This window comes from Methylobacterium sp. 1A (assembly GCF_058072805.1).
On the sequence record NZ_JBYQVE010000001.1, the window covers coordinates 1,171,620 to 1,195,735 of the forward strand.

The 24,116-nt window shown below is 71.5% G+C and carries 27 protein-coding genes; 12 read left to right on the forward strand and 15 right to left on the reverse strand.

Translation table 11 applies throughout. The features are described 5' to 3' along the window. Positions 1 to 45 precede the first annotated feature (45 nt). Positions 46 to 480 (forward strand): winged helix-turn-helix transcriptional regulator, encoded by a 435-nt coding sequence (locus ACX9MN_RS05645; RefSeq protein ID WP_091677906.1) that lies wholly within the window; start codon positions 46 to 48, stop codon positions 478 to 480. Between the two features lie 72 nt (positions 481 to 552). On the opposite strand, the gene ACX9MN_RS05650 is transcribed toward ACX9MN_RS05645, so the two are convergent. Then, entirely contained in the window at positions 553 to 924 is a 372-nt protein-coding gene (locus ACX9MN_RS05650) for a cell division protein ZapA (protein ID WP_020091531.1), read from the reverse strand. 42 nt (positions 925 to 966) lie between these two features. After that, positions 967 to 1,251 carry a DUF4164 family protein gene (locus ACX9MN_RS05655; protein WP_091978416.1) on the reverse strand — a complete coding sequence of 95 codons (285 nt, stop codon included), beginning with the start codon at positions 1,249 to 1,251 and terminating at the stop codon, positions 967 to 969. 452 nt (positions 1,252 to 1,703) lie between these two features. Between ACX9MN_RS05655 and gap the strand changes: the two genes are divergently transcribed. The 7 genes from gap to ACX9MN_RS05690 all read left to right on the forward strand — a co-directional run bounded on the left by gap (position 1,704) and on the right by ACX9MN_RS05690 (position 7,693). Beyond that, positions 1,704 to 2,708: a type I glyceraldehyde-3-phosphate dehydrogenase gene (gap, locus tag ACX9MN_RS05660; RefSeq protein WP_012317185.1), complete on the forward strand. Its 1,005-nt coding sequence runs from the start codon at positions 1,704 to 1,706 to the stop codon at positions 2,706 to 2,708. A gap of 89 nt (positions 2,709 to 2,797) precedes the next feature. Further along, positions 2,798 to 3,292, forward strand: coding sequence for a hypothetical protein (locus ACX9MN_RS05665; protein WP_026604681.1), 495 nt, complete (start codon positions 2,798 to 2,800; stop codon positions 3,290 to 3,292). A 34-nt stretch (positions 3,293 to 3,326) separates the two neighbouring features. Beyond that, entirely contained in the window at positions 3,327 to 4,529 is a 1,203-nt protein-coding gene (locus ACX9MN_RS05670) for a phosphoglycerate kinase (RefSeq protein WP_489723912.1), read from the forward strand. Positions 4,530 to 4,620: 91 nt separating this feature from the next. Further along, on the forward strand, positions 4,621 to 4,845 hold the full coding sequence (locus tag ACX9MN_RS05675) for a hypothetical protein (protein WP_331299571.1): 225 nt from the start codon (positions 4,621 to 4,623) through the stop codon (positions 4,843 to 4,845). Between the two features lie 63 nt (positions 4,846 to 4,908). Further along, on the forward strand, positions 4,909 to 5,979 hold the full coding sequence (fba, locus tag ACX9MN_RS05680) for a class II fructose-bisphosphate aldolase (RefSeq protein ID WP_020091526.1): 1,071 nt from the start codon (positions 4,909 to 4,911) through the stop codon (positions 5,977 to 5,979). A 20-nt stretch (positions 5,980 to 5,999) separates the two neighbouring features. Beyond that, complete coding sequence (locus tag ACX9MN_RS05685; RefSeq protein WP_489723913.1) at positions 6,000 to 6,644, forward strand: thiamine phosphate synthase; 645 nt, start codon at positions 6,000 to 6,002, stop codon at positions 6,642 to 6,644. A gap of 17 nt (positions 6,645 to 6,661) precedes the next feature. After that, a complete protein-coding gene (locus ACX9MN_RS05690; protein WP_020091524.1) occupies positions 6,662 to 7,693 on the forward strand; it encodes a tetratricopeptide repeat protein in 1,032 nt (343 codons plus the stop codon). A gap of 4 nt (positions 7,694 to 7,697) precedes the next feature. On the opposite strand, the gene ACX9MN_RS05695 is transcribed toward ACX9MN_RS05690, so the two are convergent. From ACX9MN_RS05695 to ACX9MN_RS05735, 9 genes are all read right to left on the reverse strand, one after another. After that, the gene (locus ACX9MN_RS05695) at positions 7,698 to 8,138 is read right to left on the reverse strand and encodes a cupin domain-containing protein (protein ID WP_020091523.1); all 441 of its coding nucleotides are present in this window, start codon (positions 8,136 to 8,138) and stop codon (positions 7,698 to 7,700) included. Next, the gene (locus tag ACX9MN_RS05700; protein WP_489723914.1) at positions 8,135 to 8,548 is read right to left on the reverse strand and encodes a carboxymuconolactone decarboxylase family protein; all 414 of its coding nucleotides are present in this window, start codon (positions 8,546 to 8,548) and stop codon (positions 8,135 to 8,137) included. Before ACX9MN_RS05700 ends, ACX9MN_RS05695 begins: the two co-directional genes overlap by 4 nt. A gap of 28 nt (positions 8,549 to 8,576) precedes the next feature. Further along, entirely contained in the window at positions 8,577 to 9,002 is a 426-nt protein-coding gene (locus tag ACX9MN_RS05705; protein WP_489723915.1) for a DUF779 domain-containing protein, read from the reverse strand. A 162-nt stretch (positions 9,003 to 9,164) separates the two neighbouring features. Continuing rightward, a complete protein-coding gene (adh, locus tag ACX9MN_RS05710) occupies positions 9,165 to 10,688 on the reverse strand; it encodes an aldehyde dehydrogenase (RefSeq protein WP_020091519.1) in 1,524 nt (507 codons plus the stop codon). 308 nt (positions 10,689 to 10,996) lie between these two features. Beyond that, positions 10,997 to 11,344: a DUF3325 domain-containing protein gene (locus ACX9MN_RS05715; RefSeq protein WP_489723916.1), complete on the reverse strand. Its 348-nt coding sequence runs from the start codon at positions 11,342 to 11,344 to the stop codon at positions 10,997 to 10,999. Next, on the reverse strand, positions 11,341 to 12,834 hold the full coding sequence (locus ACX9MN_RS05720) for a PepSY-associated TM helix domain-containing protein (RefSeq protein WP_489723917.1): 1,494 nt from the start codon (positions 12,832 to 12,834) through the stop codon (positions 11,341 to 11,343). Before ACX9MN_RS05720 ends, ACX9MN_RS05715 begins: the two co-directional genes overlap by 4 nt. A 26-nt stretch (positions 12,835 to 12,860) precedes the next feature. Continuing rightward, on the reverse strand, positions 12,861 to 13,172 hold the full coding sequence (locus tag ACX9MN_RS05725) for an iron transporter (protein ID WP_489723918.1): 312 nt from the start codon (positions 13,170 to 13,172) through the stop codon (positions 12,861 to 12,863). Positions 13,173 to 13,333: 161 nt separating this feature from the next. After that, positions 13,334 to 13,600: a hypothetical protein gene (locus tag ACX9MN_RS05730; RefSeq protein ID WP_056521820.1), complete on the reverse strand. Its 267-nt coding sequence runs from the start codon at positions 13,598 to 13,600 to the stop codon at positions 13,334 to 13,336. A 96-nt stretch (positions 13,601 to 13,696) separates the two neighbouring features. Further along, the gene (locus tag ACX9MN_RS05735) at positions 13,697 to 14,479 is read right to left on the reverse strand and encodes a cold-shock protein (RefSeq protein WP_091677933.1); all 783 of its coding nucleotides are present in this window, start codon (positions 14,477 to 14,479) and stop codon (positions 13,697 to 13,699) included. A 314-nt stretch (positions 14,480 to 14,793) separates the two neighbouring features. Here ACX9MN_RS05735 and ACX9MN_RS05740 point away from each other — a divergent pair, with 314 nt between their 5' ends. The 4 genes from ACX9MN_RS05740 to ACX9MN_RS05755 all read left to right on the forward strand — a co-directional run bounded on the left by ACX9MN_RS05740 (position 14,794) and on the right by ACX9MN_RS05755 (position 17,969). After that, positions 14,794 to 15,267, forward strand: a complete 474-nt coding sequence (locus tag ACX9MN_RS05740; RefSeq protein ID WP_012317168.1) for a response regulator — start codon at positions 14,794 to 14,796, stop codon at positions 15,265 to 15,267. Positions 15,268 to 15,377: 110 nt separating this feature from the next. After that, a complete protein-coding gene (locus tag ACX9MN_RS05745) occupies positions 15,378 to 16,460 on the forward strand; it encodes a Ppx/GppA phosphatase family protein (RefSeq protein ID WP_489723919.1) in 1,083 nt (360 codons plus the stop codon). Between the two features lie 10 nt (positions 16,461 to 16,470). Then, the gene (locus tag ACX9MN_RS05750) at positions 16,471 to 17,196 is read left to right on the forward strand and encodes an RlmE family RNA methyltransferase (RefSeq protein WP_100250946.1); all 726 of its coding nucleotides are present in this window, start codon (positions 16,471 to 16,473) and stop codon (positions 17,194 to 17,196) included. A gap of 11 nt (positions 17,197 to 17,207) precedes the next feature. Further along, complete coding sequence (locus tag ACX9MN_RS05755) at positions 17,208 to 17,969, forward strand: hypothetical protein (protein ID WP_489723920.1); 762 nt, start codon at positions 17,208 to 17,210, stop codon at positions 17,967 to 17,969. Positions 17,970 to 18,038: 69 nt separating this feature from the next. Here the strand turns inward: ACX9MN_RS05755 and ACX9MN_RS05760 are convergent, their stop codons facing one another. The 4 genes from ACX9MN_RS05760 to ptsP form a co-directional block, all read right to left on the reverse strand. Next, the gene (locus ACX9MN_RS05760) at positions 18,039 to 19,076 is read right to left on the reverse strand and encodes a DUF4167 domain-containing protein (RefSeq protein ID WP_489723921.1); all 1,038 of its coding nucleotides are present in this window, start codon (positions 19,074 to 19,076) and stop codon (positions 18,039 to 18,041) included. 420 nt (positions 19,077 to 19,496) lie between these two features. Then, entirely contained in the window at positions 19,497 to 20,396 is a 900-nt protein-coding gene (gene prmC / locus ACX9MN_RS05765) for a peptide chain release factor N(5)-glutamine methyltransferase (RefSeq protein WP_489723922.1), read from the reverse strand. A gap of 8 nt (positions 20,397 to 20,404) precedes the next feature. Then, positions 20,405 to 21,490 carry a peptide chain release factor 1 gene (prfA, locus tag ACX9MN_RS05770; RefSeq protein ID WP_056521837.1) on the reverse strand — a complete coding sequence of 362 codons (1,086 nt, stop codon included), beginning with the start codon at positions 21,488 to 21,490 and terminating at the stop codon, positions 20,405 to 20,407. Between the two features lie 221 nt (positions 21,491 to 21,711). Then, the gene (ptsP, locus tag ACX9MN_RS05775; protein WP_020091506.1) at positions 21,712 to 23,973 is read right to left on the reverse strand and encodes a phosphoenolpyruvate--protein phosphotransferase; all 2,262 of its coding nucleotides are present in this window, start codon (positions 23,971 to 23,973) and stop codon (positions 21,712 to 21,714) included. Between the last annotated feature and the right edge of the window lie 143 nt (positions 23,974 to 24,116).

The window sequence follows — 24,116 nt, forward strand, 5'->3', positions numbered from 1 at the left end:
AAGGTCACTAGATGAGACCGCCAGCGCGGTGAAGGAGGCAGGATTTTGGGACCAGGTTACTCGGAGGAAACCGCGGTGCCGCTCGCCCGCGCCGAGCTGGCGGCCAAGTACGCGGCCTGGCAGGCCGGAACCCTCGATCCGGCGGCGTGCCCGGTGCGGGACGTGCTGGATCGGGTCGGCGACAAGTGGTCGATGCTGCTCCTGATCGCCCTGGCCGACGGGCCGCACCGGTTCAGCGCCCTCCTCCGGACGCTGCCCGACATCTCGAAGCGGATGCTGACGCAGACGCTCCGGGACCTGGAGCGGGACGGTTTCGTCGCGCGGACCGTGTTCCCGACGAAGCCGCCCAGCGTCGAGTACCGGCTCACGGATCTCGGGGCCGCCTTGCTCGAGCCGCTGGCGCGCCTCGTGCAATGGGCGGAGGAGCGTCACGGCGCAATCCGGGCGGCGCGGACCCGGTTCGACGCGGAGCCCTTCTAGGAGCGTCGCGCGCGGCCTGCCACGGCTTCTTGAGGACGTCCGGCCTCGCGCTGTCCGCCCGCGCGAAGAGGGTCAGGCCCGCGGCGCCGATCCGCCGAGGGCGTCGGCGAGCCGCCCGATATGCTCGGCCGCCCGGCCGATCCCGAACGCCGCCCGCTCGGCATCGTCGACCCGCCCGCGCTCCGCGGTCTCGGCGGCGGCGCGCAGCTCCGCCACGCTGCTCTCCAGCGACGCGATCCGCGACCGCAGTTCCGCGAGTTCGTCGGCGATGGTCAGCGCCGCCATGACCTGCAGGCGCATGTCGCCGATCTCGCCGAAGCTCTTGCGCATCTCGCCGATGCGCCCGTCGAGGAGGGCGGCGAGACCGGTGAGATGCGCCTCCTCACCCTCGCCGCAGGCCATGCGGTAGCTGCGGCCGTCGATGGTCACGTTGATCTGCGGCAAGGATCGCTCCGGTGGTCGCTCCGACAGGCTTGGGCGGTGGTGTCAGGCGCGTCCGAGCACATCCTGAACGGTCTCGATGGCCCGGTCGAGCCGGTGGCCGACCTCCCCGGTCGTCGCCGAGACCGTGGCGAGGCGGGCGCTCGCCGCGTCCAGGGCGGCCGCGAGCCGGGCCCGGTCCTCGTCCATCAGGGCAAGTTCCGCGTCCCGGTCGTCGGGCTGCGCGTCTGTCTCGAGGCGATGCTGGACGACGGCGTCGAGGCGGTTGATCGCCGCTTCGAGCCGGTTGAGGGCGTCGTCGATGGAACGGGTCTCGGTCTCGTCGGCCATGGTTCTTCGTCTATCCCGACGCGAAGCTTTCCGTCGAATGCAGGCGAAATTCCAGCGCGAAAACGCGTTCGATCCCCGATCCGGTCGCTGATCGAATGGATCGTCGCGATCCCTGTTTATTGGTCGGTGGATCGAAGGTCTTTGTCACAGCCACGCGTTTGACAGGTCGAGGCTCCATGCTAGACAGCCGCGCGATCCCGAGAGGGACCGCGCGAGACATGCCGGAGGGCCGGTCCGCGACAGTTCCGAGGCCTCAGCCAGCACCGTCCGAATTGACGGTCACGGGCGTGGAAGCCCGGCCTCTCCCGGTCCGGTTCATCGCAGGTTCAAACCCGCCCGCCCAGATCCCGCCCGGCCCGGCCCGGACGGTATGGCGGGCCGCCGAGACCGCTCCGCGGACCGCCCCCCTGAGGTCCGGCGCGCGGCGAGCCGCATCAGGAAGGAGTCACGCCGTGACGAAGGTTGCCATCAACGGGTTCGGGCGCATCGGCCGCAACGTCCTGCGCGCGATCGCGGAAGCCGGCCGCAGCGACATCGAGGTCGTGGCGATCAACGATCTCGGCCCGGTGGAGACCAACGCCCACCTGCTCCGCTACGATTCCGTGCACGGCCGCTTCCCCGGCGAGGTCGCGGTCGACGGCGAGTTCCTCGTGGTCAACGGCAAGCGCATCAAGGTCACGGCCGTGCGCAACCCGGCCGAGCTGCCGCACCGCGACCTCGGCGTCGACATCGCCCTGGAATGCACCGGCATCTTCACCTCGAAGGACAAGGCGAAGGCCCATCTCGACGCCGGCGCCAAGCGCGTTCTCGTCTCGGCCCCGGCCGACGGCGCCGACCTGACGGTTGTCTACGGCGTCAATCACGACAAGCTCACGGGCGAGCACCACGTCGTTTCGAACGCCTCCTGCACCACGAACTGCCTCGCCCCGGTGGCGAAGGTGCTGGACGAGGCCGTCGGCATCGAGCGCGGCTTCATGACCACGATCCACTCCTACACCAACGACCAGCCCTCGCTGGACCAGATGCACAAGGATCTGTACCGGGCCCGCGCCGCGGCGCTCTCGATGATCCCGACCTCGACCGGCGCCGCCAAGGCCGTCGGCCTCGTGCTCCCGGAGCTCAAGGGCAAGCTCGACGGCACCGCGATCCGCGTGCCGACCCCGAACGTCTCGGCGGTCGACCTCGTGTTCACGGCCAAGCGCGCCACCACGGTTCAGGAGATCAACGACGCCATCAAGGCGGCCGCCTCCGGCCCGCTCAAGGGCGTCCTCGGCGTCACCGACCGGCCGAACGTCTCGATCGACTTCAACCACGATCCGCACTCGTCGACCTTCCACCTCGACCAGACCAAGGTCATGGACGGCGTGCTGGTGCGCATCCTGACCTGGTACGACAACGAGTGGGGCTTCTCGAACCGCATGGCCGACACGGCCGTGGCGATGGCCAAGCTCATCTGAGCCGGACTTCAGCGGTCGCCGCCTCCCTTGAGGCCGGCGGCCGCACCTCTCTTCGGACGGCCTTTCTTCGAACCAGGGACTCTCCAGGGATGACCGACGCTTCGCAGGGCACGTCGAGCGGGCCGGCTGCCGTGCCGCCCGCCCCCAGGCCGGCTCCGCCGCCGCCCACCACCCAGACCGCACCACCTCCCGTGGCGACCGCCGCGCCCGCCGCCTCCGCGCTCCCGTCCCACGCGCTCCCGGCCAACCAGCTCTTCGATCAGCTCGCGCGCATCGAGGACAAGTGCTCGCGCATCGAGGACAAGTACGCCCGCTCCGAGGCGCTGCTGTCCCGCGTCGAGGACAAGGTCGAGAACGCGGCGAACCGGATGAACGAGTCCGCCCGCCAGTCCGACCTCGCCGCGCTCCGCACGGAGATGCGCGGCCTCGCCGAGCGCACCCGGCGCCTGCCCGGGACCGGCGCCCTCGTCCTCACCGCCGTGATCACCGCCATCCTGACCGTGGTCCTGATGGTCGCCGTCCAGCGGCTCAACCTCGACCGCCTGCTGCCGCAGCGGGCTACCATCGGCACCACCGCGCAGTAACCGCCCCGCCCCGAACAGGACCGCACAAGACCGCATGAGCGCCTTCCGCACCCTCGACGATGCCGGCTCCCTCAAGGGCAAGCGGGTCCTCATGCGCGTCGACCTGAACGTGCCCATGGAGAATGGGCGGGTGACCGACGCGACCCGCATCGAGCGCGTGGCGCCGACGATCCGCGAGGTCGCCGAGCAGGGTGCCAAGGTGATCCTGCTCGCCCATTTCGGCCGCCCGAAGGGCAAGCGCGAGCCGAAGGATTCGCTGGAGCCGGTGGTCCCCGCCCTCGGCGCGGCCCTGGGGCGCAGCGTCGCGTTCGCGGCGGACTGCGTCGGCGACGCGGCCGCGCAGGCGGTGGCGGCCCTGAAGGACGGCGATGTCCTCCTGCTCGAGAACACCCGCTACCACGCGGGCGAGGAGAAGAACGACGCGGCCTTCGCGGACGCCCTGGCGGCGAACGGCGACGTCTACGTCAACGAGGCCTTCTCGGCGGCCCACCGCGCCCACGCCTCCACCGAGGGTCTGGCGCACCGGCTGCCGGCCTACGCGGGCCGCGAGATGCAGGCCGAACTCGACGCGCTGACCAAGGGCCTGGAATCGCCCCAGCGCCCGGTGATCGCGCTGGTCGGGGGCGCCAAGGTCTCCTCAAAGATCGACCTCCTCGAGAACCTCGTCGCCAAGGTCGACATGCTGGTGATCGGCGGCGGCATGGCCAACACCTTCCTGCACGCGCAGGGCAAGGCAGTGGGCAAGTCCCTCTGCGAGAAGGATCTCGCAGAGACCGCCACGCGCATCCTGGCGGCGGCCGAGAAGGCCGGCTGCCGGATCATCCTGCCGGTCGATGCCGTCGCCGCGACCGAATTCAAGGCGCAGGCCCCGCACGAGACCGTGCCGGTCGATGCCGTGCCGGACTCGAGCATGATCCTCGACGCCGGTCCGCGCTCGGTCGCCGAGATCAACGCCGCCATCGACGGGGCCAAGACCCTGGTGTGGAACGGCCCGCTGGGCGCCTTCGAGCTCGCCCCGTTCGACGCCGCGACCGTGGCCGCCGCCAAGCACGCGGCGTCCCGGACCGAGGCCGGCCAGCTCGTCTCGGTGGCGGGCGGCGGCGACACGGTGGCCGCACTCAACCACGCCGGCGTGGCGCAGGACTTCACCTACGTCTCGACCGCCGGCGGCGCGTTCCTCGAGTGGCTGGAAGGCAAGGCCCTCCCGGGCGTCGAGGCGCTGCGGGCGAAGGGCTGAGACGGCCGCCTTGCTCTCCTCCCCCTTCGACCGAGCCCTATCTACGGGACCGGCCTCCATCGGCTGGGGGGCCGAGTCGATCGGTGACGACGTGGCGAACGCGACCTTCGAGATCCTGAAGGGCATCCGGGCGCGCGTGGCGATGCCGGCTATGGCGGGCGGCTTCGACGCGCGTGTCAGCGCGATCGCGGAGGCCGTCGTTGCCCTGGAGAACCGGTCCGGGTGCCGATCATCCGCCGAAAGAATGCCCTGCGACGCGCCGGAGATTGACCGAAAGCGAGGCAGCCGGCAGAGCGGCACGATACAGCTCAGCTGAGGGCCTCACGGGACCTCCGGCGATCGGGCGGACGACGAAACGGGAAACGGGAAGACACGCACGATGGCACGCATCACCCTCCGGCAACTCCTCGACCACGCCGCTGAGTACGAGTACGGCGTGCCCGCCTTCAACCTGAACAACATGGAGCAGGGACTCGCCATCATGGCGGCCGCCGACGCCACCGACTCGCCGGTGATCCTCCAGGCAAGCCGCGGCGCCCGCGCCTATGCCAACGACGTCGTGCTCGCGAAGCTGATCGACGGCCTCGTCGAGATCTACCCGCACATCCCCGTCTGCATGCATCTCGACCACGGCAACAACGAAGCCACCTGCGCCACCGCCATCCAGTACGGCTTCACCTCGGTGATGATGGACGGCTCGCTGAAGGCCGACGGCAAGACCCCGGCCGACTACAACTACAACGTCGAGATCACCCGCAACGTCACCAAGATGGCCCACTGGGCCGGCGTCTCGGTCGAGGGCGAGCTGGGCGTGCTCGGCTCGCTCGAGAGCGGCCAGGGCGAGGCCGAGGACGGCCACGGCGCCGAGGGCACTCTCAGCCACGACCAGCTCCTGACCGACCCGGACGAGGCGGTGAAGTTCGTCGAGGCCACCAAGGTGGACGCGCTGGCGGTAGCCATGGGCACGAGCCACGGCGCCTACAAGTTCACCCGCAAGCCCGACGGCGAGGTGCTGGCGATGAACGTGATCGAGGAGATCCACCGCCGCCTGCCGACGACCCACCTCGTCATGCACGGCTCCTCCTCGGTGCCGCAGGACCTGCAGGACATCATCAACCAGTACGGCGGCCAGATGAAGCCGACCTGGGGCGTCCCGGTCGAGGAGATCCAGCGCGGCATCAAGCACGGTGTGCGCAAGATCAACATCGACACCGACAACCGCATGGCGATGACCGGTCAGATCCGGAAGGTGCTCACCGAGAACCCCTCCGAGTTCGACCCGCGCAAGTACCTGAAGCCCGCCATGGAGGCGATGACGAAGCTCTGCAAGCAGCGCTTCGAGGAGTTCAACACCGCCGGGAAAGGCTCGAAGCTCCGCCCGATCTCCGTCGCCGAGATGGCCAAGCGCTACGCCAGCGGCGCCCTCGACCCGAAGATCGGCCCGCAGTAGGGCGCGGATTGTCGGCCGCGATGAGCAACAGCGCCCGCCTCGCCCTGCTCGGACCGCACGGTCTCGACGCGGAGGGCATCGCGGATTTCGTAACGGCCCTGAAGGCCGCCTGCGAAGCCGGCGATATCGCCGCCGTGATCCTGCGGCTCGCCGCCACCGACGAGCGCGGGCTGACGGCCCGCGTCAAGTCGGTCGCCCCGATCGTGCAGGAGCGCGGCGCGGCGCTGGTCGTCGCCTGCCCGGGCTTCGCCGGCGACCTCGCCACGGTGGCGATCCGCGGCGGGGCCGACGGCATCCACGTCGACAAGCCGCGCGACCTGAAGGACCTGCGCGGCCGGCTCCGGGACGGCCGCATCCTCGGCGCGGGCGGCCTCGAGACCAAGCACGGCGCGATGGAGGCCGGCGAGGCCGGCATCGACTACCTGATGTTCGGCGGCCTCTACCCGGACGGCGTCGCGCCCGAGGCGGAGACGGTCCGGGCCCGTGCCGCGTGGTGGGCCGAGATCTTCGAGACGCCGTGCATCGCGGTGGCGGCCGCCGCCGACGAGATCACGCCGCTCGCCGCGACGGGTGCGGAGTTCGTCGGCCTCGAGAGCGGCCTCTGGCTGCAGGATTCGGGCGCGGTCGAGCGGGCCCAGCGCGCCGTCCGGGAGATCGAGGCGTGAGGGGCCGCGACGTCCGCTTGGCGGCTGCTCTCGCCGGGGCTGCGCTGCTAGCGGCGCCGGCCTGGGCGGCCTCGGGGCCGGCCGATCCGGCCCGGACCGCGGCGCCCGGCTCGCTCGGACCCGCGGCGCAGACCGGCAAGGCGTCGATGCCGGAGCTGCCGAGCCCCTACACGCCGAACTACGCGCGGGGCGCCGTGCCGCCGCCGGGGAGCCAGCCACCGGATTTCGCTTACGGCGCCTATCAGAAGGGTCAGTACGTCACCGCCTTCCGCGAGGCGACGAAGCGCATCGAGGCGAATCCCAAGGACGCCGCCGCCATGACGCTGCTCGGGGAACTGTACAATCAGGGCCTCGGCGTGAAGCAGGACCCGGTGAAGGCGGCCGACTGGTACCGCCTGGCCGCGGCGCAGAACGACGCCTCCGCCATGGCGTCCCTCGGGTTGATGGCCCTCGACGGCCGCGGCATGCCGAAGGACCCGAAGGGCGGGCGGCGCTGGCTCGAGCAGGCGACGGCCCAAGGTTCGCCGACCGCGGCCTACAATCTTGGACTGATCCTGATCGGCACCGGCGCGACCGCCGACGAGGCGGCGGCGGCGGCGCAGTTCCGCAAGGCGGCCGACGCCGAGATCGGCCCGGCCCAGCACGACCTCGGCGTGCTCTACCTGCAGGGCCGCGGCGTGCCCAAGGACCCGTCGAAGGCCGCGGAGCTGTTCCGGCGCGGCGCCGACAACGGCGATCTCGCCAGCGAGGTCGAGTACGCGATCCTGCTGTTCAACGGCACCGGCGTCACCAAGGACGAGCGGGCGGCCGCGCGGTACTTCTTGCATGCGGCCTCGCGCGGCAACGCCATCGCGCAGAACCGCGTCGCGCGGCTCTACGCCGTGGGTCGCGGCGTCGCCAAGAATCCCGTGGAGGCGGCCGCCTGGAACCTCGCGGCGGCCGGACAGGGCCTGTCCGACGCGTGGCTGGATCAGACCCTCTCCGGTCTCTCGGCCGACGAGCGCACCCGGGCGGAGCGTCTCGCCAACGAGCGGATCGAGCAGCGCTGAGCCGCTAGACCTCGGCCTTCGACCAGTCGACGCCGGCCTCGAGGTGCGGCAGCAGGACGACGCTCTCCTGCTCGTTCGGGTCCGTCCGGGCGATCACCGCGGTGACGGGCTCCGTCTGGCTGCGGTTGTAGGGCAGGTGCGGCACGTCGGCGGCGATGTAGACGAACTCGCCGGCGCCCGCGATCGCGTGGTTCTCCAGCCGCTCGCCCCAGAAGCAGCCGGACACGCCCGACAGCACGTAGATCGCCGTCTCGTGGGATTCGTGCTTATGAGCGTGGGCCCGCTCCCCGGGCGGGATCTCCAGGAGCTGCATGTGCAGCGCCTTCGAATCCACGGACTCGGCCGAGACGGCCGGTCGGTAGATGTGCCCCTGCTTGCCGCGGAACGGCGCACTCTCGTGCACCACCCGGAACCCCTGCTTCTCCGTGCCGGACGCGGAACTCATGGACCTTCCTCCACTCTGAAGGCGGGATCGACGGGGATCTGCATGCCGTTGACCAGCGCGTTCGTCTGGTTGGCCATCCCGACGACCGCCAGGAACTCGCCGTGCTGGGCCTCCGTCAAGCCCTTGACCCGCGCCGCCGCGGTGTGGGAATGGATGCAATAGGGGCAGCCATTCGCGATCGAGACCGCGATGTAGACCAGTTCCTTGGTCAGGGGATCGAGGGTACCCGGGCCCATGACGGTCTTGAGCGTCGACCAGGTCCGCTCCAGCAGTGCCGGATCGTTGGCGAGGCCCCGCCAGAAGTTGTTGACGAAGTCGGATCCGCGGGTCGCCCGGATGTCGGCGAAGACCGCGCGGACGCGCGGGTCGGCCTCGGCCTCGGAATCGGACCAGAGCTTCACGGTCGCCATCGCAGTCCCTTCCTCGAAGCTCGCGCCGTCAGAGCCTGCACGCCTCCTCGAGCGCCCGGTTCTCCGCCTCGGAGAACAGGCGCGAGCGGATGTGGAAGCGCTTCTCCCGACCGTTCTCCAGCGAGAACATGCCACCGCGGCCCGGCACCACGTCGAGGAGCAGGTGCGTGTGCTTCCAGACCTCGAACTGCGACCGGCTGATGTAGAAGTCCGCGCCGCCGACGGTGCCGAGATGGACGTCGCCGTCGCTCACCAGGAAATCGCCGACGGGATAGCACATGGGAGACGAGCCGTCGCAGCAGCCACCCGACTGGTGGAACATGACCGGACCGTACTCGCCCCGCAGCTCGTCGATCAGCGCGAGGGCCGCCGGGGTTGCGGTGACCCGCAGCGGCGTCCCGTCGGCACCGGCCTGCTCGGCGACATTGGCGTCCACACTCTGCTCCGAACTCATGCGATCCTCCCGGTCGATGCCTGAATATGCGTGCGCCCCGGCCGGTTTCCACCACGCCGCCATCCGGAGCGCGGAGTGCATGGTCACCGGGTCCGGGATCGAAAAAGCCCCGGCCTTGCGGCCGGGGCTGAAGTTGTCTCGGGGGTTGACCCGGGAAGAAACTCAGAAGAATCCGAGCTTCTTGGCCGAGTAGCTGACCAGCATGTTCTTGGTCTGCTGGTAGTGATCGAGCATCATCTTGTGGGTCTCGCGGCCGATGCCGGACTGCTTGTAGCCGCCGAAGGCCGCGTGGGCCGGGTAGGCGTGGTAGCAGTTCGTCCAGACGCGGCCGGCCTGGATCGCCCGGCCGAAGCGGTAGGCGCGGGTCCCGTCGCGGGTCCAGACGCCGGCGCCGAGGCCGTAGAGCGTGTCGTTGGCGATGGAGAGCGCCTCGGCATCGTCCTTGAAGGTCGTGACCGACAGGACCGGCCCGAAGATCTCCTCCTGGAAGATGCGCATCTTGTTGTGGCCGCGGAACACGGTCGGCTTCACGTAGAAGCCCTCGGCGAACTCGCCGTCCTTGACGTTCCGCTCGCCGCCCGTGAGCAGCTGCGCGCCCTCCTGCCGGCCGATGTCGATGTAGGAGAGGATCTTCTCCATCTGCTCGCCCGAGGCCTGGGCGCCGATCATCGTGGCCGGATCCAGCGGCGAGCCCTGGGTGATCGCCTCGACGCGCTTCACCGCGCGCTCCATGAACCGGTCGTAGATCGACTCGTGCACGAGCGCGCGGCTCGGGCAGGTGCAGACCTCGCCCTGGTTGAGGGCGAACATCGTGAAGCCCTCGAGGGCCTTGTCGAGGAAGTCGTCGTCCTCGTTCGCCACGTCGGCGAAGAAGATGTTCGGCGACTTGCCGCCGAGCTCCAGCGTCACCGGGATCAGGTTCTGCGAGGCGTACTGCATGATGAGGCGGCCGGTAGTCGTCTCACCCGTGAAGGCGATCTTGGCGATCCGCGGCGAGGAGGCCAGCGGCTTGCCGGCCTCGAGGCCGAAGCCGTTGACGATGTTCAGCACGCCCGGGGGCAGCAGGTCGCCGACGATCTCGGCCAGCACCAGCACCGAGGCGGGGGTCTGCTCGGCGGGCTTCAGGACCACGCAGTTGCCGGCGGCGAGCGCCGGGGCGAGCTTCCACACCGCCATCAGGATCGGGAAGTTCCACGGGATGATCTGGCCGACGACGCCCAGCGGCTCGTGGAAGTGGTACGCGACCGTGTCGTGGTCAATCTCGGAGATCGAGCCTTCCTGCGCCCGCACGCAGCCGGCGAAGTAGCGGAAATGGTCGATCGCCAGCGGGATGTCGGCGTGGGTCGTCTCGCGGATCGGCTTGCCGTTGTCCCAGGTCTCGGCCAGTGCGAGCAGATCGAGGTTCTCCTCCATCCGGTCGGCCATCTTGAGGAGGATGCGGGCGCGCTCGGCCGGCGCCGTCTGGCCCCAGGCCTCCCGGGCGGCGTGGGCGGCGTCGAGGGCCTTCTCGACGTCCTGGGCGTCGGAGCGGGCGACCTCGCACACCACCTTGCCGGTGATCGGCGAGGTGTTCTCGAAGTAGCGACCGGCCGCAGGGGCGACCCACTGGCCGCCGATGAAGTTGTCGTAGCGGGCCGAGAAGGGCGACTTGACCTTCGAGTCGCCGAGGAATTCCGGCTTGTTCATCGCTGTGTTCCCTCCGTGGGCCCCGGCCTCGCGAACCGCGGCTCTTGGGCTTAAGCTGGCGCTCGGGCGACCGATCCTGGGGGTCGCATCCGCTTCCGCTCTGTTCGCAGCCAATGGCTTTTGGCCTGCCGAATCAAGGTGGACTTTTGGCCAGTGCGCGAGTGCGCCGATCCTACGCGCTTCCCGGCATCACCGCGAGCGGGCAAAAGAGCCTCGTCTCCGGCACCGTCCGGCCGGCCGCCGCGCGACGATCGGCCGGACCCGGCGACCGGCCGAATCGATGATGTGCCGAATCGGCGCGCCGTTCCTCAGCCGAGCAGGGCCAGCGGAACGGACGCCGCCGCGAGCGGGAGCGCCGCCAGGGCCGCGTTCCGCAGCCACGTGGGCCGGTACGCGACGATCGCCACCACGGCGAGGGCGGCGCCCGTCAGCGATCCGACCCACTGCACCGGGCCGAAATTCCAGCCCCCCGCCGCGACGGCCGCCGCGAACGAGAGGCCGAGCCCGCACCAGCCCGCCATCCGCAGGCTGCCGACCCGCGCCTTCGGCACGCCGACGCGGTAGGCGGCCCGGTGGTGCCGGTCGAGGCTGAGGGCCAGGGCCGCGAAGCCCGAGAAGCTCAGGAGCAGGCTGAGGATCAGCGCGGCGGCTGTCATACTTCGACCGTCCGGGACAGGGTTACCTTGGCCGGACGGGCTGCGGCCACGCCCCGCCGCGTGGCCAGCCGGGCCGCGAGGCCGAGCGCGAGGCCGACGGCCGCCATAGCGGCGTCGAAGGCGAGGAAGCGCTGCTGGCCGATGAGGATCACGTCCACCAGCGGGATCGCCAGGAAGGCGCAGGCCGGCACCGCCAGGGCGAGCGACCACGCGCGCCGTCGCGGGTACAGGGACGCCGCGAGGGCGGCCACGAGCCAGGCGGCGAAGAAGGCGCGCACCTCCCAGTCCGCCCGGGCCCCGAGCCCGTCGGGCAGCAGCCGGTTCGCCAGGAAATACGCGGCGAGGCCCACCGGCAGACCCGCGATGGTGCCGAGGTTGAGGAACCGCACGAGACGAAGGCCGAAACCTTCGGGATCCGCGCCCTTCGGCGCCCGGGCTACGGTCCAGAGCACGAGGCCGCTGGCGACCGTGGCGGCGCCCATCACGCCGCAGAGGAAGAACAGGAGGCGCAGGGGGGCGGCGGCGAAGTGCGCCTCGTGCAGCCCCACCATCACGGCTCCGGTCCGGGTCGCCGCGCCGGCCTCGCCGACCCGGGCGATCTCCGAACCGGTATCGGCCGCGTAGGCGATCTGCGGGTGCAGGTGCGCGAGCCCGTGCGGCTCCTCGAAATACGCCGTCACGGTGGCGCCGGCGTCGCCCGGCCGCGTGACCAGCACCACCTCGGGCACCTCGCCCCCGGCGGCCGTGGCGCGGGCGACGATCTCGCCGAGCGGCAGCGGCGTGCCGGGGCGCCCGACCGGGGCCGCGCCCGGGATCGCTAGGCCGGCCTCGGCGTAGTAGCGCAGCATGTCGTCGCCGTAGACGGCCTTCATGCCCCAGGGCATCAGCATCGCCGACAGGGTGACGAGGCCCGTGTAGACGATCATCAGGTGGAACGGCAGCGCCAGGACGCCGACCACGTTGTGGGCGTCGAGCCAGCCGCGCTGCGCCGAGCGGTCGCGCCGGAAGGTGAAGAAGTCGGCGAAGATGCGCCGGTGCGTCACGATCCCGGAGATCAGCGCGATCAGCAGGACCATGGCGCAGGCCGAGACGATCCAGCGACCCCAGATCGGCGGCAGGCTCAGCTCGAAGTGGAATCGGTAGAGGAAGTCGCCGCCGCGCGTGTCGCGGATGCGCGCGGGCTCGCCCGTGGCGGGATCGAGGAGCGCGTGGTGGAACGGGCCACCCGGACGCGGCCACCAGTAGACCTCGACGGCCGGGGTCTCGGCATTCGGCAGCTTGACCGACCATCCGGCCGCGTCCGGCATGGTCCGGCGCAGGAACGCCCCGGCCCGCGTCGCCGCTGCGGCGGGATCCGGTGCGGTCGCGGACAGTTCGGGCCGCATCCAGTGCGAGATGTCGGTGCGGTAATAGCTGGCGGTGCCGGTGACGAAGATCGCGAACAGCACCCAGCCGACCACGAGGCCGGACCACGTGTGCAGCCACGCCATCGCCTGGCGGACACTCCGCGCCGGGCTCACGCGGCCGCCCCGTGCGCGAAGGCGCCGGCGAGCCACAGGGCACCGGTCAGCAGGAGCGCCGTCAGCACCAGGACGACGGCCGCCCGGCCGAGCGTGCGGGCCGCGAACACCCAGATCGCCGCCCCCGCCATGATGGCGAAGCTCGCCAGCGTCCCGGCCGAGACCGCCTCGGCCCGCGGAAAGGGAAGAACCAGGGCCAGCAGCGCGCTCGACAGGGCGGCGACCGCGTAGCCGCCGAGGATCGCGAGCAGTACCCGGCCGGCGACCGCCGCGCGGTTTGCCAGCGTCGGCATGGCACGGGCGCTCATGGCGCCATCCCTCGTTCCCGTGAGCCCATGGCGCGACGTACCAGCGGTCCGGGCCGCCGCGCAACGCCTATGTTCCGGAACGATTCCAGTGTGAAAAGAGGCGTTTAGGACGCCGGAAAGCGGCGCGCTCCGAGGTCGGATCCGACGCTCGCCGCCCCGCGCTACGGGCCGGCGGTTCCCGACGCGCCGTCGCGGCTCGGCCTGCGGATCGCCACGGCCGCATTCCGCGCGCTCGGCGGCAGATCGGCCCCGGGATCGGGTTTGCTGAACGCCGCGGCCGATCCGGACGCCGGGCCGACCGCGCGGCCGTCGCGCGCGTGTCCCCAGCCATAGCCGGCGTTGATCCCCGCATAGAAGCCCGTGAAGTCCTCCGCTCGCGCAGTTCCCGCGAGCAGCACCAGGGCCGTGGACAGCACCAGGCGGCGCATCGATCGTCCCCGAACGAGAAAGGCGGCGGCCCCGCTCGGAGCCGCCGCCTCATGATCTTCGCGGAACGCGGCGGCAAAGAGACCGCCGCGGGATCCTCAATCCTCGACGTTGATGCTCTGGGCCTCACGACCCTTCTGGCCCTCGACCACGCCGAGCGTGACCTGCTGGCCCTCGGCGAGCGAATCGAGACCGGCGCGGGACAGCGCGGAGCGGTGCACGAACACGTCCTTGCCGCCGTCGTTGACCGAGACGAAGCCGAAGCCCTTGGCCGGATCGTACCACTTCACGGTGCCGCTCATCTCGACCGACGGGCCGCTGGCGAAACGGCCACCGCCGCCACCACCGCCGCCGCCGTAGCCGCCGCCACCGCCGTAACCACCGCGATCGCGGTCGCCGTAGCCGCCGCCGGCCCCGGCGCCGAAGCCTCCGGTGCGCGGACGGAACTCACGCCGGGGCGCGGGCGCCTCGGCCGTGGAGGTGTCGACGCTGGTGACGCTCGTGACCTGCGGGCCCTTCTGACCCTGGGCCGTCGTGACCGTCAGCCGGGTGCCCGGCATCAGATCGTCGTGCCCGGCCGCCTCGACAGCGCGGATGTGGAGGAAGGCATCGCCCGAACCGTCGCCGAGTTCGACGAAGCCGAAGCCCTTCTCCTTGTTGAACCACTTGACCGTCGCATCGCGCTCCGGTCCGGACGCGACGGGAGCCGCGCCACGCGACGGGCCGCGATCGAAACCGCCCCCGCCGAAACCACCGCCGCCACCGCCGAAACCGCCGCCGCCGTATCCGCCGCTGGGGGGAGCCTGATCAGGCCATCTCGGCTCGCCACTCTCGTCGAAGCCGCGCTTCTGCGGCCCTCTGAAATCACGACCACGTCCCATAGAAAGCTCGCAAAAACCGTCCGCCGCCCTTGTCTCGAATACCGCGTGCGCGCCATCCCAGACAGCCCACGCCCCGCACTATCATTACCCCAGGTCGCGGTAACCAAGAATAACGCCCCAGTCCTGACGCAATCGGGCCTTGACCGCAAGGACCTTCTTGGCTCAGAGGCGCCCGTTTCGTTACTTTCTTGCGGCAAACAACGGAGTCCGCCCCCGCTCCCGGGCCGGCCCTTTCTCATTCGAGGGAAGGCGTTAGCGAAACGCAAAGGCTGTCCGGCTAGACTCGGCCCCGCGCCCCGCAGAACCGGCCGGCCATGATCGCGACACCGACTTTCCCCGATCTCTCCGCTCTTGTGGTCGACGAGAGTCTCTACATCCGCCGAATCGTGCGCGACATGCTGATGCGCGTCGGCATCAAGCGTGTGCTGGAGGCGCCGGACGGGGCCGAGGCGCTGGGCGTGCTCGCCGAGAGCAAGCCCGACATCAGCATCATCGACTGGGACCTGTCGATCCTGTCGGGCGAGGAGTTCATCCGGCTCGCGCGTACCCCGACCACCTCCCCCTGCCCCACGATCCCGATCATCCTGATGCTGGCCCAGCCCCGCCGGAACGTGGTCGACCGGGCGGTGGCGCTCGGCGTCAACGAGATCATCGCCAAGCCGTTCTCACCCAAGACCCTGTGGTCGCGGCTGGACGAGGTGATCAACCGGCCCCGCCCCTACTCGCAGGTGAAGAGCCTCCTGCGGCCGATCCCGCGCCGGGCCAGCGCGATGAAGGCCGTCGCCTGAGCGCGACCGCGATGGGGCGTTGCAGTTCCCCGCCGAGCCTGTAGGGTCGCAGTCTAACAGAGTCCGAGCGCGCTGCTCAGGGCCGACCCGAAGGATCGACGGCCGCGCCGATGAGGGACGAGACCGCCGCGGCCGCGCCGTCCCGAATCCAGACCGGCGCGGTGCCGCTCCAGACGCAAGCCCCCGTGCCGGGCCGCGAGCGTCGCCGCGCCGCCTACGCGGCGCTCGACCTCGGCACCAACAATTGCCGCCTGCTGGTCGCGGAGCCGACCTTCAGCGGCTTCCGCGTGATCGACGCGTTCTCGCGGATCGTGCGCCTCGGCGAGGGCCTCGGCACGTCCGACCGCCTGAGCGAGGCGGCGATCGAGCGGACCGTGGAGGCCCTGCGGATCTGCCGGGCCAAGATGCAGGCCCGCGGGGTGCAGCGGGCCAAGATCATCGCCACGGAGGCCTGCCGCCTCGCGGTGAACGGCGCCGCCTTCGTGGAGCGCGTCCGCCGCGGCGTCGGCCTCGACCTCGAGATCGTCGACCGGCAGACGGAGGCGTATCTCGCAGTCACCGGCTGCGCGGCGCTCGCGGACCCGCTGGCCGAATCGGTCATCATCTTCGACATCGGCGGCGGCTCGACCGAGATCGCGTGGCTGGACGGCGCGGCCGCCAACCCGTCGACCGACCCGACGCTGCGGATCCGGGCCTGGGATTCGCTGCCGGTCGGCGTGGTCACGCTCGCCGAGCGGCACGGCGGCGCCGAGGTCACCCGGCGCATGTTCGAGGGCATGGTCGAGGAGGTGGCCGAGAAGCTCTCGGCCTTCGCGCTCCGCGCCGCGCCCGCGGCGACGGCGCCGCATTTCCACCTGCTCGGCACGTCCGGCACCGTGACGACCATCGCGGCGATGCATCTGCGCCTCGCCCGCTACGAGCGTCGGCGGGTCGACGGGCTGTGGATGAGCGACGACGCGGTCTCGACCGCGATCGACGACCTGCTCGACACGCGTCTGGAGCAGCGCGCCGACAACCCCTGCATCGGCCGCGACCGCGCCGATCTCGTGCTCGCGGGCTGCGCGATCCTCGAGGCGATCCGCAGGGCGTTCCCCTCGGAGCGCCTGCGCATCGCCGACCGCGGCCTGCGCGAAGGATTGCTGATGAACATGATGCGGGAGGACGGGGTCTGGAACCGGAATGCGGTCCGATGAGGGCGGCGCGATGAGCGACCGGCGCGGCGGCGCGAGTTCTGGCGGCGGTGTCCGGGGCGAATTGAAGCAGCGGGTGAAGACCGGCCGCGGACGGACCCTGTCCCAGAAGCGCTGGCTCGAGCGCCAGCTCAACGATCCCTACGTGGCCCGCGCCAAGCGCGAGGGCTACCGGTCGCGGGCGGCCTACAAGCTCCTGGAGATCGACGAGCGCTACAAGCTCCTGCGGCCCGGCCAGAAGATCGTGGACCTCGGCGCCGCGCCGGGGGGCTGGTCGCAGGTGGCCGCGCGGGTGGTCGGGCCGACGGGCCGCGTCGTGGGCATCGATCTCCTGGAGATCGAGCCGATGGCCGGGGTCGAGTTCATCACCCTGGACTTCCTCGACCCCGAGGCGCCTGACCGGCTGACCGGCATGCTCGGCGGCCCCGCCGACCTCGTCATGTCCGACATGGCCGCCAACGCCACCGGTCACAAGAAGACCGACCACCTGCGGATCATCGGCCTCGCTGAGACGGCGGCGGAGTTCGCCCGCGAAATCCTGGGCCCCGGGGGCGCCTACCTCGCCAAGGTGCTCCAGGGCGGCACCGAGGGCGCGCTGCTCACCGACCTGAAGCGCGACTTCGCCACGGTCCGGCACGTCAAGCCGGCCGCGAGCCGGGCCGATTCGAGCGAGCTCTACGTCCTCGCGACCGGCTATCGGGGTGCGCCGGGCCGGGCGGCGTCCACCGACGAGGGCTGAGCCGCCCGGCGATGCTCCTCGCCTGGGCCCTGTCCATCCTCAACCCGGCGCCGCTTCCCCTGCGCCGGCTCGGCTATGTCCGCCAGAGCGGCCTGCTCCACGCCCGCTCGCGCCGCTGCCGGGCGGCCTGGGCGCCGCACCTCGCGCGGGCCCGGTCCGTGATCGCGGCGGCGGCCGAAGCGACCCGGCAGCGCCGGCACGCGGTGGTGCTGGGCTCGGGCCTGCTCGACGACGTACCGCTCGACGCCCTCGCCCGCCTGTTCGACCGGGTCAGCCTCGTGGACGCCGTCCATCCCTGGCCGGCGCGCCTCGCCGCCCGCCGCGTCCCGAACGTCGCGCTGGCGACCGCGGAGATCAGCGCCGGTCTCGCGGGGGCCTGGGCCGACCTCTGCGCGGACGCCGACCTGATCGTCTCGGCGAATCTGCTGTCGCAGATCCCGCTCCTCCCGATCGAGGCCCACGAGACCCGGGGCCGCGAGGCCCCCCCGCGACTCGGCGCGCACCTCGTCGAGACCCACCTGGCGGCGCTCGACGCGCTCGCCGGGCGCGTCGAGCGCGTCTGCCTGATCACCGACACGGTACAGTGCGAGGAGGACCGGGCAGGCCGGACCGTCGACAGCGCCGACCTGCTGTTCGGGATCACGCTGCCGCCCGCGCCGGAAGCCTGGGACTGGGAGATCGCGCCGTTCGGCGAGATCGGCCGGCGTCGCCGCCTGATCCACCGCGTGCACGCCTACCCGGACTGGAAGGCCGCGCGGCGGTCTGCGCGCTGAGCCGCGAAAGAAGAAGGCCGCCCCGGTTCCCCGGAACGGCCTCGCTTCAACGTCATCCGCGATGTCGGATCACTCGGTCGGCACGTCCGCCGCCGGCGTGGTCGCGCCGCCCTCGTCAGCGGCGCTCTCGAAGCGCGGGCGCCGACGGCGGCGGGGCTTGGCGGCCGGAGCCTCGTCGGCCGCCGCCTCGGGCTCGGGAGCGCTCGACGGCTCGACCGCGGGCGCGGGGCGCGCGGGCGCCATCAGGAAGGCCGGCAGGCCCGTAGGCTCCTCGGCCTCCGCGGCGGGCGCGGTCTCGCGGCGGCGCTCGCGGCGCGGTGCGGCCTCGGCGCGGGGGGCCCGCTCCGGGCGAGCCTCGGGACGGGCCTCCTGCCGGGCCTCGGCGCGCCCGTTGTCGTAGCGGCCCTGGTCGCCGCGATTGTCCGGACGGTTGTCCGGACGCGCGTCCTGGCGGCCATCCTGCCGATTGTCCGGACGGTCCTGGCGATCCGGCCGGCCCTCGTGCCGCTCCTGGCGGTAGTCCGGACGGCCGTAATCCTGGCGGTCCTGACGATCCTGCCGGTTCTCCTGGCGATAATCCTGACGCTGGTAGTCCTGGCGCTGATAATCCTGACGTGGCTGGTCCTGGCGCCGGTAGTCCTGACGGCCGTTGTTGTCGAACCGGCGCTGGTCGCGGTTCTGGAACCGGTCGCGGCCCTGGCGGCCGTCCTGATTCCCGTCCGGACGGCTCTCGTAGGGCTGCGGCTGCTGGCCGGGATCGTTGTCGTCGTAGCCGTTATAGGCGTGACCGTTCTGCGACCCGCCATTGCCCTGGGCGTCGTCGTCGCCCTCGTCCATGTCGTCGTCGTAGGGACGACTGGCATAGCCACCGGTGTTAGCCGGTCGATTCTGGTCCTGCGCACCGGAGACAATACGGAAGTAGTGCTCGCCGTGCTGAAAGTAGTTTTCGGCGGCGACCGGATCGCCGGCGGCAAGGGCATCTCGCGCGAGCTGCGCGTACTTGTCGGCGATGTGCTGCGCGGTGCCGCGGATTTTGACGTCGGGACCGTTGGATTCGTAGGAGCGCGTCAGCGGATTCGGACCCTTCGGCCGGTTCCGGCCGCGCATCCGTCGATTCTGGTTTGGTCTCATCGGTCTGTTATGACCCTCGTTCACGCAAACGACTGTCTACGGAGGCGCCCGGGCGGATCTCGTGGCGCGAACCGGCCAAGCGCATCCGGCGGCGCCGCGCGTGGGACCGCTCTTCGGTCCGCGCGTCTGCCTGACCACCCTTCGAACCGGGCGCCCGGTGAAGGCCGCCGATCCTCAGTCGATTGTCAGGTTCGAATGTGTCGTCCCGCCGCGCTGGCACCGGCGCGTTCTGGTTCGACGGGTTAGGGGGATCAGCGAACCAATCGGCGACCCATGGTCACCACCGACCTTACAGCCGTCCGTCTTAACGGACGGTTCGCGATCTTCAAGCCGACTCTAGCGTTCCCCGGTTGATGCAACAAGCAATTTTTCGGTGCCGGGATGGTCGACCCAGACTTAGGCATCCCTGTGGCCGGATAAAAGACCCTCCGGCCGGTCGAAACACAGGACTCGGTCATGACCGGCAAGATCGCGGGTCAGCCCGCGCTCGCGATAGCCGGCGGCGCGCGCGAGCTCCGTGACGGCCGCCGCCTGATCGTAGCCGATCTCGAGCACGAGCAGGCCGCCCGGGGCGAGACGCGCGCCCGCGCCGTCCAGGATCCGCCGGTAGGCGTCGAGTCCGTCGGTGCCGCCGTCGAGGGCGGCCTCCGGGTCGTGGCCGCGGACCTCGCGCTCCAGGGTCGCGATCACGGCGCGGGCGATGTAGGGCGGGTTCGAGACCACGAGGTCGAAGCGGCCGCGCAGGGCATCGCACCAGTCGCCGGCGACGAAGCGCGCCCGGTCGTCGACGGCGTTCAAGACGGCGTTGTCCCGGGCGACGCGCAGGGTGCCCTCGGAGCGGTCGAGCCCGACGCCGGTGGCCCGCGGCCGCTCGGACAGGAGGGCCGTCAGGATGCAGCCCGTCCCGGTCCCGAGGTCCAGGCAGCGGAGCGGCGCGGCGCGCTCGGGCCGCGCCGCCAGCGCGACCTCGACCAGGATCTCCGTGTCCGGGCGCGGCACGAGCGTGTCGGGGCCCAGCCGGAACGGCAGGCCCCAGAACTCCCAGGCGCCGAGGATGCGGGCGACCGGCTCGCCGGCGAGCCGCCGGGCCAGCGCCGCCGCGAGGGCGGCCGCACCCGCCGCGCCGACGCGGCGATCTCCCTCGATCAGCAGGTCGCGGGTCTCCAGGCCGAGGAGGCCGAGCAGCAGGAACCGGGCGTCGCCCGCCGCCTCGGCGACGCCACCGGCGTGCAGGCGCGCCGTCAGCGCGCGCAGCGCCTCGCGGCGGGTCAGGTCCTGCATCACGTCCGGCGTCACGGCGCGGATCAGGCCATGCCCTCGGCGGCCAGCAATTCCGCCTGGTGCTCGGTGATGAGGGCGTCCACCACCTCGTCGAGGGCGGTACCGGCCATCACCTCCTCGAGCTTGTAGAGGGTCAGGTTGATCCGGTGGTCGGTCACGCGGCCCTGCGGGAAGTTGTAGGTCCGGATCCGCTCGCTGCGGTCGCCGGAGCCGACCTGCGCCTTGCGGTCGGCCGCCCGGGCCGAATCCTTGGCGCTGCGCTCGGCGTCGTAGAGCCGCGCCCGCAGGAGCGCCATGGCACGGGCCCGGTTCTTGTGCTGCGACCGCTCCTCCTGGACGAAGACCACGATGCCGGTCGGCAGGTGCGTGATCCGGATCGCCGATTCCGTCTTGTTGACGTGCTGGCCGCCCGCGCCCTGGGCCCGCATCGTGTCGATCTTCAGGTCCGCGTCGTTGACGTGGATGTCGACCTCCTCGGCCTCCGGGAGCACCGCGACGGTGGCGGCGGAGGTGTGGATCCGACCCTGCGTCTCGGTGTCGGGCACGCGCTGGACCCGGTGGGCGCCGCTCTCGAACTTGAGGCGGGCGAACACGCCCCGGCCCTTCACCTCGGCCACGACCTCGCGGAAGCCGCCGACCGTGCCCTCGCTCTCGGATATCACCTCGACCCGCCAGCCCTTCGACTCGGCGTACTTCGCGTACATCCGGAACAGGTCGCCGGCGAACAGCGCGGCCTCGTCGCCGCCGGTCCCGGCGCGGACCTCCAGGATCGCGCTCTTCTCGTCGGCGGCGTCCTTGGGCAGGAGCAGCAGCTGGAGGTCCCGGTGGGCGGCCTCGAGCGCCTCCTGCGCCTCCGGCTTCTCCTCGGCGGCGAGGGCCCGCATCTCCGGATCCGTGCCGGGCTCGTCGATCAGGGCCTCGACGCCCGCGAGGTTCTCCAGGGCGGCGCGGTAGGCGCGGATCGCCGCCACGACCGGGTCGAGGTCGGACAGCTCGCGGGAGAGCTGGACCACCGTCTCGGGATCGATCTCGCCGGAGGCGAGCTGCGCGGTGACGATGTCGTGCCGCGCCAGGATGGCGTCGAGGCGCTCGGTGGGAAAGGGGATCATCGCCCGTGTTTCTGCAGGTCTGCGCGTGCGGTTGCGGGCCGGGCGCGCGTCTCGTCCTGCGGGACGGAGCTGCGTGGCTTGGAGGGTGTAGGACCCGGCAGGACGTCCCCCAAATCCACGCCTCGTCCGTCCGAGAGCGGAAGCCGCGGCGCGTCGACCGAAATCGTCGTGGCGTTGCCGTACAACCCCGGCCGAATGTTCGGCAAGGGTCGCGTTCGCGCTTAGATAGGGATGCCGTGCGCGTGCGCGAAGGCCGTCAGCGCCGGGCGCAGGGAATCGCCGTCGTGCATCCGCGCCATCTCGGCGTCGATCAGCGCGGCGATCGCGGCCGCGTCGAGGCTCAGCACCATCGCCTTGACCGGGCCGATGGCGGCCGGCGACATCGACAGCTGTCGGTAGCCGAGGCCGATCAGCGCCATGGCGTCGAGGGGCCGGCCGCCGATCTCGCCGCACACCGTCACCGGGCAGGAGGCCGCGTTGGCCCGCTCGGCGATCAGACGGAACGCGCGGAGCGCCGCGACGCTCAGCGGATCGAACCGGTCGGCGACCCGCCGGTTCTCGCGGTCCACCGCGAACAGGAACTGCATCAGGTCGTTCGAGCCGACCGAGAGGAAGTCGGCCTCCTTGGCGATCTCGTCGATCTGGAACAGGAGCGACGGCACCTCGATCATCGCGCCGAGGCGGCAATCGGTCGGGAGCCGGTAGCCGTGGCGCTTGAGGTAGGCCTTCTCGCGCTCGACGATGCCGCGGGCGCGCACGAACTCGTCCACCGTGGCGACCATCGGGAACATGATCTTGAGCGGGTCGCCGTCGGCGGCCTTCAGGAGGGCGCGCAGCTGCATGCGCAGCAGCGCCGGCCGGTCGAGGCCGATGCGGATCGCCCGCCAGCCCAGCGCCGGGTTCTCCTCCTCGAGCTTGGCCATGTAGGGCAGGATCTTGTCGCCGCCGATGTCGAGGGTGCGGACCGTGACGGACTTGCCGGCCGAGGCCGCGAAGACCTTGCGGTACAGCTCCTCCTGCTCGGCCGCCGACGGCATGCGCTGCGCCACCATGAACTGCAGCTCGGTGCGGAACAGGCCGACGCCCTCGGCCCCCGTCTCCTGCAGGTGGCTGAAATCCACCAGCAGGCCGGCGTTGAGGTGCAGGCCGACGCGCACGCCGTCGCGGGTCTGGGCCGGGACGTCGCGCAGCGCCCGGTACTGCTCCTGCCGGCGGGCGCGCAGGCGCACCATCTCGGCGTAGGCGGCCTCGACCTCGGGACCGGGCCGGACATGGATCTCGCCGGCCACACCGTCGACGATGATCGCGTCGCCGGCGTCGCACAGGGCGGTGGCGTTCTCGACCTCGCCCACAGCCGGGATGCCGAGCGCCCGGGCGACGATGGCGACGTGGCTGGTCGGACCGCCCTCCTCCAGGACGATGCCGCGCAGGGTCGAGGCCTCGTAGTCCAGGAGCGCCGCCGGCCCCATGGTGCGCGCCACCAGGATGGCGTTCTCGGGCAGCACCAGGGCGCCGGCCGCCTCGGGGCCGATCAGCGTGCGCAGGACGCGGTTGGCGAGGTCGTCGAGATCGTGCAGCCGCTCGCGCAGGTACGGATCCGATTGCCGCATCATCCGGGCGCGGTTGTCCGACTGGACCCGCTCGACCGCGGCCTCCGCGGTCAGGCCCGAGCCCACGGCCTCGCGCATCCGGCGGAGCCAGCCCTTGTCGTGGGCGAACATCCGGACGGTCTCGAGCACTTCTCGGGACTCCGCCGTGCCGATCCGGTCGCCGCGCTCCACCAGAGCGTCGATCGCCGAGCGGACCTCCTCGATCGCCGCGTCGAGGCGCGCGACCTCGCGCTCGACGTTCTCGGCGATCAGCGTCTTCACGACGACGCGGGGCTCGTGCAGCACCACGTAGCCGAGGCCGATGCCGTCCGCGAGGGCGATGCCCCGGGCCAGGACCGGACGGCGGGCCGCGGTGCCGGCGTCCGGCGCGAGCCCCTCCAGCTCGCCCGAGGCGATCATCTCCGAGAGCACCATGGCGGTGGTCTGGAGCGCCTCGATCTCCTCCTCGGAGTAGACGCGGTAGGTCTTGTTCTGGACCGTCAGGACGCCGAGCGTGTTGCCGGCGCGCAGCAGCGGCACGCCCAGGAAGGCGTGGTAGGCCTCCTCGCCCGTCTCAGGCCGGTACGAGAAGGCCGGGTGGTTCTGGGCGTCCGAGAGGGAGAGCGGCTCCGCCGTGCGCGCGATGAGGCCGACGAGACCCTCGTCGGTGCGCATGCGGGTCTGGTGCACCGCCTCGCGGTTCAGACCTTCCGTGGCGAACAGCTCGAGGGTGTTGTCGTCGCGCAGCACGTAGACCGAGCAGACCTCGGCCACCACGTTGGCGGCGATCAGGACGACGATGCGGTCGAGGCGCGCCTGGGGGCTGACCGGCTCCGCCATCGCTTCGCGGAGGCGGCGCAGCAGCAGGCGCGGGCCTCCGGGCGCAGCGGGCATCGGTTCGTCGTTCCAGCGTCGGTGAGCGGCCTTGGCGTCGACCACCCTGCAACCTTGGCGCCAGACCCGGGACGGCCGGCGCCGGATGGACCGGGTCGCTGGTCCCAGAGGCGTTCTGGGATCGGCGGATCGGCCCGTGACTG